The following is a 13,896-nucleotide window of genomic DNA, read 5'->3' as shown; positions in this document are numbered from 1 at the left end:
AATTGATGAAAGGCCAATCCAATGCCCCTCGAACACCTCAACGTCACCGTCGCCGATCCCCGCGCCGCCGCCGAAACGCTCTGCGCCCTCTTCGACTGGGAAATCCGCTGGGAAGGCGCCTCGATCTACGACGGGCTCAGCGTCCACGTGGGCGACGATGCCAGCTACCTCGCGCTCTACTCCCCCAGAACGCCGCTCGCCGCCGCCGAGGACAGCTACCACGCCCAGCGCGGGCTCAACCACATCGGCATCGTCGTGCGCGACCTGGAGGAAACCGAGGCACGGGTGAAGGCCGCCGGATACCGGCCCCGCAGCCACGCCGACTACGAGCCGGGCCGGCGCTTCTACTTCACCGGCCCCGACGGGATCGAGTTCGAGGCCGTGCAATACGACTGACCACTTTGTTCCGAAAATATCCCCGCCGGAGGCATGAAGTCTTGCCCCGGCGGGCAAACTCGGGCACAACCGCCCCATGAACACCGCAGTCACCATCATTACCCGCTGCATTACCGCCTGACATCGTCTGGCGGGCCGTTCCGGTGTTTTCATCATGAAATGAACTTGGTAAGCCCGCCGCGAGCCCTGCGCGCGAGGAAGAACCATGGTCGAGATCAAGCTTCACAACACCAAGAGCCGCCGCAAGGAGATCCTTGCGCCGATCGATCCGAAGAACGTGCGGATGTATGTCTGCGGGCCCACCGTCTATGATCGCGCCCACATCGGCAACGCGCGCCCCGTCATCGTCTTCGACGTGCTCTTCCGCCTGCTGCGCCATGTCTATGGGCCCGAGCACGTGACCTATGTGCGCAACTTCACCGACGTGGACGACAAGATCAACGCGCGCGCCGCCGAGAGCGGGCGCAGCATCGGCGAGATCACCGCCGAAACCACGCAATGGTATCTGGAGGACATGGCCGCCGTCGGCGCGCTCGAGCCCACGGAAATGCCCCGCGCCACGGCCTACATCCCGCAGATGATCGCCATGATCGAAACGCTGATCGAGAAGGGCCACGCCTATGCCGCCGAGGGCCACGTGCTCTTCTCGGTGGAAAGCTACGCGGCCTACGGGCGGCTGTCGGGCCGCTCGGTGGACGACATGATCGCCGGCGCCCGCGTGGAAGTCGCGCCCTACAAGCGCAACCCGATGGATTTCGTGCTATGGAAGCCGTCCGCGCCGGATCTGCCCGGCTGGGAGAGCCCCTGGGGCCGTGGGCGCCCCGGCTGGCACATCGAGTGCTCCGCCATGTCCTACGAGCTTCTGGGCGCGGAATTCGACATCCACGGCGGCGGCAACGATCTGATGTTTCCGCACCATGAAAACGAGATCGCCCAGAGCTGCTGCGCCCATCCCGAGGGCGGCTTCGCCCGGATCTGGATGCACAACGAGATGCTGCAGGTCGAAGGGCGCAAGATGTCCAAGAGCCTCGGCAATTTCTTCACCGTGCGCGACCTGCTGGATCAGGGCGTGCCCGGCGAGGTGATCCGGTTTGTTTTCCTTTCCACCCATTACGGCAAGCCGATGGACTGGACGGAGAAGAAGGCGCGCGAGGCCGAAGCCACCCTGCGCAAGTGGCGCGCGCTGACGGACGGCATTGCGGCCGGATCACCGTCCCCGGCGGCGCTCGCGGCCCTGGCGGACGATCTGAACACCGCCGGTGCCATTGCCGAGATGCACCGCTTGGCGGGCGCGGGTGACGGTGCGGCGCTGAAGGCGACCGGCGCGCTGCTGGGGCTGCTGTCGGACGAAATGGGCGCCTGGGCGTCCGTGCCCGAGGCCGATCTCTCCGCTTATGCGGATCGGCTGGCCGCTGCGCGGGAGGCGGCGATGGCCAGCAAGGATTTCAGCGAGGTGGATCGCCTGAAGGCCGCGCTTCTGGCGGCCGGCGTCGAGGTTCGCATGTCCAAGGCGGGGGTGGAGCTTCTGCCCGGCGTGGGCTTCGACGTGGCAAAGCTGGAGGGTTTGGAATGATCTTTGCAGCACAGGTTCGCCACGGACCCGAGGGTGGGGGCGATTTCTCCCCCGCACGTCAAACCGCAGGTTTGCCTTTGGCAAAACGGGGCGGGTCGGGGGCGAACCGGATCGCAAGCGATCCGGGAAAATGGTGTTGCACTGGATCGGCTCGGCAGAGTCAGGCCGGCAGAGTAATCCTGGGTGCGTCGCGACGACCCAAACGAGCCATGCGCTGCCCTTTGCTTGAAGGAAGCAAGTCATGACCCTTGAACGCCTCTACATCTACGACACCACCCTGCGCGACGGGCAGCAGACGCAGGGCGTCCAGTTCTCCGAGGCCGAGAAGCTGATCATCGCCCGCACGCTGGACGATCTGGGGGTGGACTACATCGAAGGCGGCTGGCCCGGCGCGAACCCGACCGACAGCGCCTTCTTCGAGGCGGCGCCGAAGACCCGCGCCACCTTCACCGCCTTCGGCATGACGAAGCGCGCCGGGCGCTCGGCGGAAAACGACGACGTGCTGGCCGCCGTGCTCAACGCGCGTACGCCGGCGGTCTGCCTCGTTGGCAAGACCCATGATTTCCACGTCACCACCGCGCTCGGCATCTCGCTTGAGGAAAACCTCGAAAACATCCGCGCCTCCATCGCCTATCTCGTGGCGCAGGGGCGCGAGGCGCTGTTCGATGCGGAGCATTTCTTCGACGGCTATAAGGACAACCCGGCCTACGCGGTGGACTGCCTGCGCGCCGCCATCGAGGCGGGCGCCCGCTGGGTGGTGCTCTGCGATACCAACGGCGGGGCGCTGCCGCGGGAGGTCCATGACATCACGGCGGCGGTGATCGCGGCGGGCATTCCGGGCGAGCGGCTCGGCATCCATACCCATGACGACACCGGCAATGCCGTGGCCAACTCGCTGGCGGCGGTGGATGCCGGCGCGCGCCAGATCCAGGGCACGCTCAACGGGCTGGGCGAGCGCTGCGGCAACGCCAACCTCGTGACGCTGATCCCCACGCTCCTGCTCAAGCCCGCCTATGCCGAGCGCTTCGAGACCGGCGTGAGCCGGGAGGCGCTCAAGGGGCTGACGCGGGCAAGCCGCACGCTGGACGACATCCTCAACCGGGTGCCCATGAAGCAGGCCGCCTACGTGGGCGCCTCGGCCTTCGCGCACAAGGCGGGGCTGCATGCCTCCGCCATCCTGAAGGACCCCGCCACCTACGAGCACATCGATCCCGCCCTCGTGGGCAACGAGCGGATCATCCCCATGTCCAACCAGGCCGGGCAGAGCAACCTGCTGCGCCGCCTCAGCGAGGCCGGGCTGAAGGTGGAGAAGGGCGATCCCGCGCTTGGCCGCATCCTCGAAGAGATCAAGCAGCGCGAGGCGCAGGGCTATTCCTACGACACGGCGCAGGCCTCCTTCGAACTGCTGGCCCGGCGGGCGCTGGGGCAGATGCCCCGCTACTTCGAAGTGAAGCGCTACAAGGTCACCGTGGAGCGCCGGAAGAACAAATACGACCAGATGGTGAGCCTCTCGGAGGCCGTCGTGGTGGTGAAGATCGGCGACAAGAAACGCCTCTCGGTCTCCGAGTCCATGGATGAACACGGCAACGACCGCGGCCCCGTCAACGCGCTGGCCAATGCGCTGGCGAAGGATCTGGGCCCCTACCAGCGCTACATCGACGACATGCAGCTGGTGGACTTCAAGGTGCGCATCACCGGCGGCGGCACCGAGGCCGTGACCCGCGTCATCATCGACAGCGAGGATCGCGAGGGGCGGCGGTGGTCCACGGTAGGGGTGTCGCCCAACATCGTGGACGCCTCCTTCGAAGCGCTGCTGGACGCGATCAAGTGGAAGCTGGTGCGCGACGGGGCCAAGGCGCAGTAGGCCGTTCGGGCGCATGGTGGGAGAGACCGAATGACGATCGAAGCCTGTGCCGGCATCGTGCAACGCGGAGATCCGGAGCGCTTCCGGCTGGCGATGTCGGCCCCGGTCGCGGCGCGGCGCAGGCTCTTCCCGCTCTATGCCTTCAACGTCGAGGTGGCCCGCGCGCCCTGGGTGACGCAGGAGCCGATGATCGCGGAGATGCGCCTGCAATGGTGGCGCGACGTGCTGGCGGAGATCGAGGCGGGCGGCGAGGTGCGGCGGCACGAGGTGGCCACGCCGCTGGCCGAGGTGCTGCGCGGGCAGGCGGATCTCTGCGCGCGGCTCGATGATCTCGTCCTTGCGCGCCGCTGGGACATCTACCGCGACCCCCACGCGGATGCCGCCGCCCTTGACGCCTACCTCGCGGGCACGGCCGGCACCCTGATGTGGGTGGCGGCGCGGCTGCTGTCGGAACAGGCCCCGGACGCGGCGGCGCGGGCGGGCTACGGGCAGGGCGTCGCCGCCTATCTGCGCGCGGTGCCGGAGCTGGCCCGGCAGGGCCGCATTCCGCTGGTGGACGGGCGGCCGGAGGCCGTGAAAGCCCTCGCGCGGGCCGGGCTGCACGCGATTGCCTCTGCGAAACGCCAGCAGTTCGGCGCTGCCGCACCCGCCCTGCGCGGGGCATGGCTGGCGGTGCCGGTGCTCAAGGCCGTGCGGCGCGCTCCGATGCGCGTGGAGCGGGGTGATCTGGCGCTGTCAGGCGCCGCGCAGGCGGCGCGGCTGCTGTGGATGGGTCTTTCCGGGCGCTAGAGGCCGCAAGCCCGGCCTCTGTTCCAGTCGCTCCGGGCCGTCGCCGTCAGGCCGCATCCTTCGGGCGCATCACCAGCCAGATCAGTGCACCGCCGGCCAACGCGAGGAAGGGGACCATGGCGAGGTTGACGGCCGTCCAGCCCTCCACCGCCGAGCCGCCGGAACAGTTCATCAGCCCGCCCGAGGCCAGCGAGGCGAAGGTGACGCAGCCGAAGACGAGCATGTCGTTGAGCCCCTGCACCGTGCCGCGTTCCTCCGGGGTGTGGGCGCTGGCCAGCATCGTGGTGGCGCCGATGAAGCCGAAGTTCCAGCCCAGCCCCAGCAGGATCAGCGCGACGAAGAAGTGGCCCAGCTCCACGCCGGAGAGCGCCACGGCGCCCGCCCCGGCGAGAATGACGAGCCCGGCGGCCATGATCCTCTCCACCCCGAAGCGGGCGATCAGGTGCCCGGTGAAGAAGGACGGCGCGAACATCGCCAGCACGTGGCCCGTCACCACGTCGGCGGCGTTGCCCTCGGTGAAGCCGCAGCCGACGACGGCCAGGGGGGTGGAGGTCATCACGAGGTTCATCAGCGCGTAGGCGACCATGGCGCAGATGATCGACACCGCGATGCGCGGGCTGCGCAGCAGTTCGAGCCGGCTGCGGCCCGTGGTGGCGGGGCCTGCGGATTTCACCGGGTCCGGGATGTCGAGCAGCAGGAACAGCAGCGAGCCGAAGGCGTTCAGCGCGACGACCGCCACGTAGGTGCCGAGGAAGGGCACCACCATGCTCTGGGAGGTCACCTTCACCAGCTGCGGCCCGATGACGGCGGAAACAAGCCCCCCGGCCATCACGTAGGAGATGGCCTTGGCCCGGTAGGCCTCGGGCGCGGTGTCCACGGCGGCGAAGCGGAAGAATCCCTGGCTCGACATGTAGACCCCGGTGAACAGGGAGCCGAGCAGGAAGAGCGCGAAGCTCTGGGTATAGAGCCCGTAGGCGCCGATCACCGCGCCGATGGCGCCGCCCGCGGCCCCGAGGAAGAAGCCCGCGCGGCGCCCGTAGCGCTGCATGAAGGCCGAGAGCGGGGTGGCGGTGAGCATCGAGCCCAGCACGATCAGCGAGATCGGCAGCGTGGCGAAACAGATGTTCGTGGCCAGCGATTGCCCGGCCAGCCCGGCGATGGTGAACAGCATGGGCATCTGCGCGCCCAGCACCGCCTGCGCGGCCACCAGCACGGCGACGTTGCGCCTGGCGCGTCCCATGTTCTCGGGAGGGTCGGTGACAATCTGATCGGTGGAAATCTGGCTCATTCGTCAACTGGTAGCGACAGTCCGCGGAATTGAAAACCCCCGTTCAGGCGGGGCAGATCACGTGGGCGAATGAGCCGCAGGCGCTGCCGGCGCGCAGGCCGGTGGGGCCGAGCGGCGCGCCCTCCGCGTCGCGAGCCTCAAACAGCGCGTCGCCATCCGCTTTCAGCGTCGTCGCATAGTGGAATTCATGCGCCTTGAGGGGCTCCGAAAGCGGCGCCGGCAGATCCCCGTGAAGCGGGGTGAGATCGCGGTAGCCGAGGTGCAGCCGCCGCTCTGCGAAGCTCGTCTCCAGCGGCAGAAGGCCGGCCATCTCATGGCGCATTCCTTGAGCATCCACCAGCCCTTCTCCCATCACCATGTAGCCGCCGCATTCGCCGTAGATCGGCACGCCGTCCGCATGGGCCGCGCGCAGGCCCGCCATGAAGGCCTGCGCGGCGGCGATACGCCCGGCGTGAAGCTCGGGATAGCCGCCGGGAAGGTAGATGAACCCGGCTTCCCGGGGGGCTTCACCCGCGAGAGGCGAGAAGAAAGAGATCTCGGCCCCGGCGGCGCGCCAGTCGGCCAACTGATGCGGATAGCTGAAGGCGAAAGCGGCATCGCGCGCGACGGCGATGCGTTGGGCAGGGGGCGGTCCGAATGGCGCCGGGGCGGCGGCGGGCAGAGGCGCGGCGCAGGCGGCGAGGGCGTCGAGATCCACATGGGCCTCTACAAGATCGGCGGCCGTTTCGAGGAAACCTTCCAGATCACCATGTTCCTCCGCCTGCACGAGGCCCAGGTGGCGGGAGGGCTGGCGAATCAGGGCGCTGCGGGGCAGGGCGCCCAGCACCGGAAGGGCGAGCGGGGCCAAGGCCCGGCGCAGGCCGGTTTCGTGGCGCACGCTGCCCACCCGGTTGAGGATCACCCCGGCGATGCGCACATCCGGCACATGAGCGGCGAATCCGGCCACCAGCGGGGCGACGGACTGGCTCATGCGTGCCGCGTCCACCACGAAGATCACCGGCAGGCCGAGAACACGCGCGAGATCGGCGGCGCTGCCCTTGCCGTCCGGCGGCGCGCCGTCAAACAGCCCCATGGCGCCTTCCACGATCAGCGGTAGCGGCCCGGCGGCCCGAGCCCGGATGCTCTCAGGCCGCATCGCCCAGGCGTCGAGGTTGAGGCAGGGTTGCCCGCAGGCGGCCTCGTGGAAACGGGGATCGATGTAATCGGGGCCGGACTTGGCCGCGCGCAGATCGGCGCCGCGGCGGCGCAGGGCGCGCAGGAGGCCGAGGGTGAGGGTCGTCTTGCCGCTGCCCGACGCCGGGGCGGCGATCAGCAGCCCGCTGCCGGGCGCCAGCGTCACGAGGCTTCGGCGGGGCGCCCCCGGCCGAGCGGATCGAGGTTGCGCGGCGCCTGACCGGCCGCCAGCCCCTGCCAGTCCAGCACCTGGCGCATCAGCACCGAGCGGCCCACGCAGATGATCGCCGGCGGCTCCAGATCGCTGGCCGCGAGATCGGCCACGAGGGTTCCGAGGGTCGTCTCCAATACCTTCTGCGCCGCCGTCGTAGCCTCGCTCACCACGGCCACCGGTTCATCGGCGGGCCGTCCGGCCTCCAGCAGGGCGCCGGCGATCTGCGGCGCGTGTTTCATGCCCATGTAGATCACCAGCACCTGCGCGCCCTCGGCAATGGCGCGCCAGTTGAGCGAGCTGGGCGTGTTGCCCGACTGATCGTGCCCGGTGACGAAGGTCACGGACTGGTTCACGTCGCGGTGGGTGACGGGGATGCCGGCATAGGCCAGCCCGCCGATGCCGGCCGAAATGCCCGGAATGATGCGCACGTTGACGCCATGCTGGATCAGGGTCTGCGCCTCTTCGCCGCCACGGCCGAAGACGAAGGGATCGCCGCCCTTCAGCCGCAGCACGCGCTTGCCCTCGCGAGCGAGGTCCACCAGCCGCAGCGAGATGTCGCGCTGCTTCGCCGAAGGCTTGCCGCCGCGCTTGCCGGCGTAGATCGCCTCGGCCTCGGGCCGCGCCCAGGCCAGAACGTCCTTCTGCACCAGCGCGTCGTAGACGATCACGTCCGCCTGCCGCAGCGCGTTGAGCGCATGCAGCGTCAGCAGCCCCGGATCGCCCGGGCCGGCCCCGCAGAGCCAGACCCAGCCGGGCTGCATCTCGGGCCAATCGCCCCCGGGAAGGGGAGCCGGAATGGAAAGAGAATCCGTCATGGCCCCCTTATGCCCCCAAAGCGCGGATGCGAAAAGCCGTGCCGCGACGCAACAAGAGGAATTGGCGGCGCTTTTTCCTCTGCCTATAGTCGCGGCAGATGAGCCGGATCCCTGATCGCCCCCTGCGCCGTGGCTGGACCACGGGCGCCTGCGCCACCGCCGCCACCAAGGCGGCGCTCATGCGGCTGTGGGGCGGGCATTTCCCCGATCACGTCTCCATCGTGCTGCCGCGTGGGGAAACGCCGGATTTCACGCTGGCGCATATGGAGGCCGGGCCGGGCTGGGCGGAGGCAGGCATCATCAAGGACGCAGGCGACGATCCGGACGTCACCCACGGCGCGCTCATCCTCGCCCGGGTCACGGCCTCTGCCGGCGGGGTGCAGTTTCGCGCCGGGGCGGGCGTGGGCACCGTCACGCGCGCCGGGCTGCCCATCGGCGTGGGCGAGCCCGCGATCAACCCGGTGCCGCGTGAGATGATGCGCGGCGTGGTTGAGGATGTGGCCGCAACCTACGGCAAAAGCGCAGATATCGAGATCACGATTTCCATTCCCGGCGGCGAGCGGATCGCCCTCAAGACCTGGAATCCCCGGCTTGGCATCGAAGGCGGCTTGTCCGTGCTTGGCACAACGGGCGTGGTGCGCCCTTTCTCCTGCGCCGCCTGGATCGCCTCGATCCACCGTGGCGTGGACGTGGCCCGCGCCGCCGGGCTGGATCACGTGGCCGGCTGCACCGGCGCAAGTTCGGAGAAGGCGGTGCAGGCACTCTACGGGCTGCCCGATCACGCGATGATGGACATGGGCGATTTCGCCGGCGGCCTGCTGAAATACCTGCGCAAACATCCCGTGCCGCGGGTCACCATCGGGGGGGGCATCGGCAAGATGACGAAACTGGCGCAGGGCGCGGTGGACCTGCATTCCGGGCGCTCCCAGGTGGATTTCGCCCGGCTCGCGGACTGGCTGGGCGATCCGGAGGTTGCGCAGATGAATACGGCGCTGCAAGCCTATGAAAAACATGGGGAACGCATGGCTTCCGTCGTGGCCGAAAAAGCCTTGGAACAGGTCGAGCGCCTGTTGCAGGGCTGTGCCGTCGCGCCCGATGTGGTGGTGATCGACCGGGCGGGCGCGGTGATCGCGCGGGCAGGCCGATGAAGCTGCTGCTGCTGGCCGGAACCGGTGAGGCCCGCCGCCTCGCCGAGCGCCTTTCAACATGCGGTGGAATCGAGGTGATCGCCTCTCTGTCCGGCGCCACGCGCAGCCCGGCGCCTTTGCCCGTGCCCACGCGCTCCGGCGGATTCGGCGGTGAGGGCGGACAGATAAAATTCATTCAAAAGAATGGGATAGGCGCCGTAGTTGACGCGACGCATCCTTTCGCCCACCGCATCAGCGCGCGCAGCGCTGCGCTCTGCGCGAAGTTGCAAATCCCGTATCTGCAACTGCTGCGGCCCGAATGGCGGGCGGAACCGGGCGACCGCTGGGTGCAGGTGGGCTCCGGCCGCGAGGCGCCTGCGCATATCCCGCCGGGCGCCCGCGTCTTCCTCGCGGTGGGCCGGCAGACGCTGACGGAATTCGAAAGCCTCACGGCCTGCCACCTGATCTGCCGCCAGATCGATCCGCCCGAGGGGGCCTTCCCCTTTCCCAACGGGGAATACCATGTCGGCCGCCCGCCGTTTTCGGTGGCGCAGGAGGAGGCGCTCTTCCGCAGGCTTCGGATTGACTGGCTTGCCGTCAAGAATGCAGGCGGAGAGGCGAGCAGGACGAAACTCGTCGCCGCGCGCAATCTCGGCCTCCCGGTGCTGATGCTGGCGCGCCCGCCGCAGCCCGACGCGGAGCGGGTGGAGACGGTGGACGCGGCGTTGGGCTGGATCAGGGGGCGGATGACATGAGCGTGGGGCGGATCATCGAAACACATGCCTGCGTGGCGGAAGGCGCGGCGTTCCTCGCGGCGTGCGAGCCGCGCTTCGCCGAGGCGCTCGTGGCCACCGGGCCGCTGCCCCTGAGGCGCAAGAAGGATGGCTTCGAGCCGCTCCTGGGGGCGATCGTCAGCCAGCAGGTGTCGGTGGCGGCGGCCGATGCGATCTGGGGCCGGATGCGCGCCGCCCGGCTGACGGGGCCGCGCAAGATCATGTGGGCCAGCGACGAGGATCTGCGCGCCTGTGGCCTTTCCCGCCAGAAGATCCGCTATGCGCGGGCCCTGGCCGAGGCGCGCATCGATTACCGCGCCCTGCGCGCCGCCCCGACCGACGACGTGATCGCCACGCTCGTGCAGGTGCCCGGAATCGGGCGCTGGACGGCGGAAATCTACGCGATGTTCTCGCTGGGCCGGGCCGATGTCTTCGCACCGGGCGATCTGGCCCTGCAGGAGGCTGCCCGGATCCTCTTCGATCTGCCCGACAGGCCGTCGGAGAAGCAGATGCGCGCCATGGCCGCGGGCTGGTCACCCTGGCAGGGCGTTGCGGCGCGCCTGCTTTGGGCCTACTACCGGGTGGCGAAAGAACGGGAAGGGATCCGATGAGCCGCGAGTTGAACTTCGACAAGGTGCCCGCCAAATCCGGCGAAACGAAATCCGTGGTGATCTTCGTGCACGGCTACGGCGCCAACGGCGCGGACCTGCTGGGGCTGGCCCAGCCGCTGGCCGAGCACATGCCCAACACCGCCTTCTACGCCCCCGATGCGCCCGAGCGCATCCCCGGCGCGCCCTTCGGCTTCCAGTGGTTCCCGATTCCCTGGCTAGATGGCTCCTCCGAGGAGGCGGCCAAGGCCGGGCTTGCACGCGCCAGCGAAGATCTGAACGCCTTCATCGACATCGTGCTCCAGGCCGAGGGGATCGGCGCGGACCAGCTGGTGCTCTTCGGATTCTCGCAAGGCACCATGATGAGCCTGCACGTGGCCCCGCGCCGGGGCGAGCCGGTGAACTGCGTGGTCGCCTTCTCCGGGCGCCTGCTGGAGCCCGAGCGGCTGGCGGCCGAGGCGGTCAGCAAGCCGCCGGTGCTGCTGGTGCACGGCGATCAGGACGACGTGGTGCCGCCGCAATCGCTCAACGAGGCCGGGCAGGCGCTGCATGCCGCCGGTTTCGAGGTCTACGCCCACGTGATGCAGGGCACCGCCCACGGCATCGCGCCCGACGGGCTGGGGGTGGCGCTCTCTTTCATGAAAGAAAAGCTCGCGACCCCTTGAACTCCGCTTCGAACGCGCCTTACTCTCTGGGCAGGAACCAATCCTGAGGAGACTTGACATGACCATTATCGCAGTTGCCGCTCTCGCTTCCGCCGCTCTGCTTTACATGGTGCACCATGCATCTCGCCTGCAGGAACCTCAGCCTGTCGTGGTCCGGACGGACGAACGCCGCCCTCGCTGACATTTCCCATTCCTTTTCGCCCGGCGTCACGGGCCTTGTCGGGGCCAATGGCTCCGGTAAATCCAGCCTGATCGCGCTGCTGTCGGGCGCCGTGACCCCGAGTGCGGGCGCGGTGCAGCGGCAGGGCCGGGTGGGCCTGCTGCGCCAGCGGCTTGATCCGTCGGAACCCATTGCCTCCGTGTTCGGCGTCGAGCCGGAACCGCGCGCGCTGCGCGGCGCGCTGCTCGTCGTGTCCCACGACAATTCCTTTCTGCAAGCGATTGGAATCGAACGGGAGATCCGGCTTCAGCCTTCCCAAAGCCAGGGTTCGGCGAACTCCACGGAATTGCCGTCGGGATCGCGGATGTAGATCGAACGCGCGCCGTAGGGCCAGTTGAAATCGGCCTCGATCGCGATGCCCCGTGCAGTGAAATGCTCCACCCAGGCCTCGATCTCCGCGGCTTCGGCGGCAAAACAGATGTGCCCCGGCCCGCGGGCGCCATGCGGCGGCACCGGCAGGCGCGCATCGGGATTGGCGATTTCCGTCTCCTTCGGGTTGAACAGCAGCAGCACGCCCGCGCCGACGCGGAAGAAGACATGCCGCGTTCCGACGCGCTGGAGCCGCTCCAGGCCCAGAATTTCACTGTAGAACGCCTCCGCCCGGTCCAGATCGCCCACGTAAAGGGCGGTTTCGAGGATCTTGGCGGGTTTGGGAGGTGTCATGATATCGTCATCACGCTGGGATAGGCCTCTTGCGAGCCTAGCGAAGATCGTGGGGCTTGTCAGGTGGCTGACGCCATATATAGTGATCCTATGACCGGGGCGGGCGCGCCCGCCTTGGGGCGAACGAGCAATCAAGGCGAGGACGGAGTCTCACAAGGCTATGGACGGCGATTTCAGAACAGAGTTCGTGCGCGAGCCGCAGAACCTCAAGCAGCACCCGGCGCTGGTGTTGAACGCGGACTACCGGCCGCTTTCCTACTACCCGCTTTCCCTTTGGCCCTGGCAGGAGGCCGTGAAGGCGGCCTATCTGGACAGGGTGGACATCGTGGCCGAATACGATCACGTCGTCCGAAGTCCGACGACGCAGATCCGGGTGCCCTCGGTCGTCGTGTTGAAAGAATTCGTCAAACCTCAAAAGCGCGTGGCCTTCACGCGCTTTAATTTGTTTTTGAGGGACGAATTCTGCTGCCAGTACTGCGGCAGCCGGGGTGATCTGACCTTCGATCACGTGGTGCCGCGCGCCGCGGGCGGGGTGACGAGCTGGGAGAACGTGGTGGCGGCCTGTTCGCGCTGCAACCTGAAGAAGGGCAGCAAATCCCTGCGGCAATCCGGCCTTTCGCTGCGCAAACCCCCGCGCCAGCCCGGCGCCGAGGAACTGCGCAACGCCGGGCGCAAGTTCCCACCCAACTTCCTCCATGAAAGCTGGATGGATTTCCTTTACTGGGATACGGAACTGGACGCCTGATCGCGCCGCCGCAACCGGCTCAGGCCGAGCAGCTCGCTCCGCCGAGCACGCAGAACTTCGCGCAATGCGGATGGTTCAGCCGTACCGGCTTCTCCGCCTCTTCAAGGCTTGTGCCCAGATCGAATTCCGGCGCGTAGGGCAGCAGCGTGCAGGCGATCACACTGGGCGTTTCCGCCCCCCTGTGCTTCACCACCATCCGTGAGGACGCGCACATCACATCGGAAGGTTTCTTGTTGAGGATATCCCAGCAAGCCGTTGTGATCTCGGGAACTTCCACGTTCACATCCATCTCCGGAAACAGCACCGTCCGGCTGGGGTCGCCGGGATCGATGTCAAACCCGTGGGCGGCGAAGAGCCGTCCGAAGGCGGCGCGGGCCTCTGCCTCGCTTTCCTGCCACAGCATCCGTCCGGCCACGGCCAGGCGTGCGCCCTGGTCTCGCAGCCAGCCCATGCCTTCCATCGTCTTTTCGAAGCTGCCCTTGCCCCGGATGGCATCGTGCTGTTCCTGCGACCAGTGATCGAGAGAGACGCGGAAGGTGATCCTGTCGCGGTGATCCGCGATCAGGGGCGCAAGCTTCTCGCGCACCGTCCTGCGCATCATGGGGCGCATGGCATTCGTCAGCACCAGCACTTCGTAGCCCCGCGCCAGCGACCGCGCCATCATCTCGCACATCTCGGGGTTCATGAAGGGCTCGCCGCCGGTGAAGGCGATCTCGCGCACGCCCCAGCGGCGGGTTTCGAGCTGATCGAGGTAATCGCTCACCTCGTCGGCCGTCAGGTAGACGAGCGCGTCATTGCTGGGGGAGCTTTCGATATAGCAGTTGACGCAGGCGATGTTGCACAACGTGCCGGTGTTGAACCATAGCGTCTGCGGATCGCTCAGGCGCACGATCGCGCGCTCCTCGCCCTTGGCGGTGCGCAGCGGATCCTGGAATTTGCCCGCGTTCGCAGGGGGCAGCGCCGTGTCTTTCATCTTGGCCTCT

General features: G+C 68.1%; 15 protein-coding genes. 10 read left to right on the top strand and 5 right to left on the bottom strand.

Features of this window, described 5'->3' with window-relative positions; translation table 11 throughout:
* Window positions 1-21: 21 nt before the first annotated feature.
* The 4 genes from PSA7680_RS00450 (at window position 22) to PSA7680_RS00435 (ending at window position 4,622) form a co-directional block, all read left to right on the top strand.
* The gene (locus PSA7680_RS00450; RefSeq protein WP_085866695.1) at window positions 22-396 is read left to right on the top strand and encodes a VOC family protein; all 375 of its coding nucleotides are present in this window, start codon (window positions 22-24) and stop codon (window positions 394-396) included.
* A gap of 205 nt (window positions 397-601) precedes the next feature.
* Window positions 602-1,969 (top strand): cysteine--tRNA ligase, encoded by a 1,368-nt coding sequence (cysS, locus tag PSA7680_RS00445; protein WP_085866694.1) that lies wholly within the window; start codon window positions 602-604, stop codon window positions 1,967-1,969.
* 241 nt (window positions 1,970-2,210) lie between these two features.
* Window positions 2,211-3,833 carry a citramalate synthase gene (gene cimA, locus PSA7680_RS00440; RefSeq protein WP_085866693.1) on the top strand — a complete coding sequence of 541 codons (1,623 nt, stop codon included), beginning with the start codon at window positions 2,211-2,213 and terminating at the stop codon, window positions 3,831-3,833.
* A gap of 30 nt (window positions 3,834-3,863) precedes the next feature.
* Window positions 3,864-4,622, top strand: a complete 759-nt coding sequence (locus PSA7680_RS00435; RefSeq protein WP_085866692.1) for a squalene/phytoene synthase family protein — start codon at window positions 3,864-3,866, stop codon at window positions 4,620-4,622.
* Window positions 4,623-4,668: 46 nt separating this feature from the next.
* Here PSA7680_RS00435 and PSA7680_RS00430 read toward each other — a convergent pair whose 3' ends face one another.
* From PSA7680_RS00430 to cobA, 3 genes are read right to left on the bottom strand one after another with little or no spacing between them, the layout of a single operon-like run.
* Window positions 4,669-5,910, bottom strand: coding sequence for an MFS transporter (locus tag PSA7680_RS00430; protein ID WP_085866691.1), 1,242 nt, complete (start codon window positions 5,908-5,910; stop codon window positions 4,669-4,671).
* Between the two features lie 43 nt (window positions 5,911-5,953).
* Entirely contained in the window at window positions 5,954-7,249 is a 1,296-nt protein-coding gene (locus PSA7680_RS00425; protein WP_085866690.1) for a cobyrinic acid a,c-diamide synthase CobB, read from the bottom strand.
* On the bottom strand, window positions 7,246-8,112 hold the full coding sequence (gene cobA / locus PSA7680_RS00420; RefSeq protein WP_085866689.1) for a uroporphyrinogen-III C-methyltransferase: 867 nt from the start codon (window positions 8,110-8,112) through the stop codon (window positions 7,246-7,248). The genes PSA7680_RS00425 and cobA overlap by 4 nt, the downstream gene beginning before the upstream one ends.
* Window positions 8,113-8,210: 98 nt before the next feature.
* On the opposite strand from cobA, the gene PSA7680_RS00415 reads away from it, so the two are divergent.
* The 5 genes from PSA7680_RS00415 to PSA7680_RS00395 all read left to right on the top strand — a co-directional run bounded on the left by PSA7680_RS00415 (window position 8,211) and on the right by PSA7680_RS00395 (window position 11,815).
* Window positions 8,211-9,260, top strand: a complete 1,050-nt coding sequence (locus PSA7680_RS00415; RefSeq protein WP_085866688.1) for a cobalt-precorrin-5B (C(1))-methyltransferase — start codon at window positions 8,211-8,213, stop codon at window positions 9,258-9,260.
* Complete coding sequence (locus PSA7680_RS00410; protein ID WP_085866687.1) at window positions 9,257-9,994, top strand: cobalt-precorrin-6A reductase; 738 nt, start codon at window positions 9,257-9,259, stop codon at window positions 9,992-9,994. Before PSA7680_RS00415 ends, PSA7680_RS00410 begins: the two co-directional genes overlap by 4 nt.
* Window positions 9,991-10,623 (top strand): DNA-3-methyladenine glycosylase family protein, encoded by a 633-nt coding sequence (locus PSA7680_RS00405; protein ID WP_085866686.1) that lies wholly within the window; start codon window positions 9,991-9,993, stop codon window positions 10,621-10,623. The genes PSA7680_RS00410 and PSA7680_RS00405 overlap by 4 nt, the downstream gene beginning before the upstream one ends.
* Entirely contained in the window at window positions 10,620-11,285 is a 666-nt protein-coding gene (locus PSA7680_RS00400; protein ID WP_085866685.1) for an alpha/beta hydrolase, read from the top strand. The genes PSA7680_RS00405 and PSA7680_RS00400 overlap by 4 nt, the downstream gene beginning before the upstream one ends.
* A 116-nt stretch (window positions 11,286-11,401) precedes the next feature.
* A complete protein-coding gene (locus PSA7680_RS00395) occupies window positions 11,402-11,815 on the top strand; it encodes an ATP-binding cassette domain-containing protein (RefSeq protein WP_139838517.1) in 414 nt (137 codons plus the stop codon).
* On the opposite strand, the gene PSA7680_RS00390 is transcribed toward PSA7680_RS00395, so the two are convergent.
* Window positions 11,752-12,168 (bottom strand): VOC family protein, encoded by a 417-nt coding sequence (locus tag PSA7680_RS00390; protein WP_085866683.1) that lies wholly within the window; start codon window positions 12,166-12,168, stop codon window positions 11,752-11,754. The two genes, PSA7680_RS00395 and PSA7680_RS00390, sit on opposite strands and share 64 nt — an antisense overlap.
* Window positions 12,169-12,328: 160 nt before the next feature.
* On the opposite strand from PSA7680_RS00390, the gene PSA7680_RS00385 reads away from it, so the two are divergent.
* Window positions 12,329-12,913 (top strand): HNH endonuclease, encoded by a 585-nt coding sequence (locus PSA7680_RS00385; RefSeq protein WP_085866682.1) that lies wholly within the window; start codon window positions 12,329-12,331, stop codon window positions 12,911-12,913.
* A gap of 19 nt (window positions 12,914-12,932) precedes the next feature.
* Here PSA7680_RS00385 and PSA7680_RS00380 read toward each other — a convergent pair whose 3' ends face one another.
* Complete coding sequence (locus PSA7680_RS00380) at window positions 12,933-13,886, bottom strand: radical SAM protein (protein WP_085866681.1); 954 nt, start codon at window positions 13,884-13,886, stop codon at window positions 12,933-12,935.
* Window positions 13,887-13,896 lie beyond the last annotated feature (10 nt).

This window comes from Pseudoruegeria aquimaris (genome assembly GCF_900172235.1).
In the GTDB taxonomy this organism is placed as follows: Bacteria; Pseudomonadota; Alphaproteobacteria; order Rhodobacterales; family Rhodobacteraceae; genus Pseudoruegeria; species Pseudoruegeria aquimaris.
Note: the sequence above shows the minus strand (reverse complement) of the source record. Positions and strands in the feature narration are given on the sequence as shown.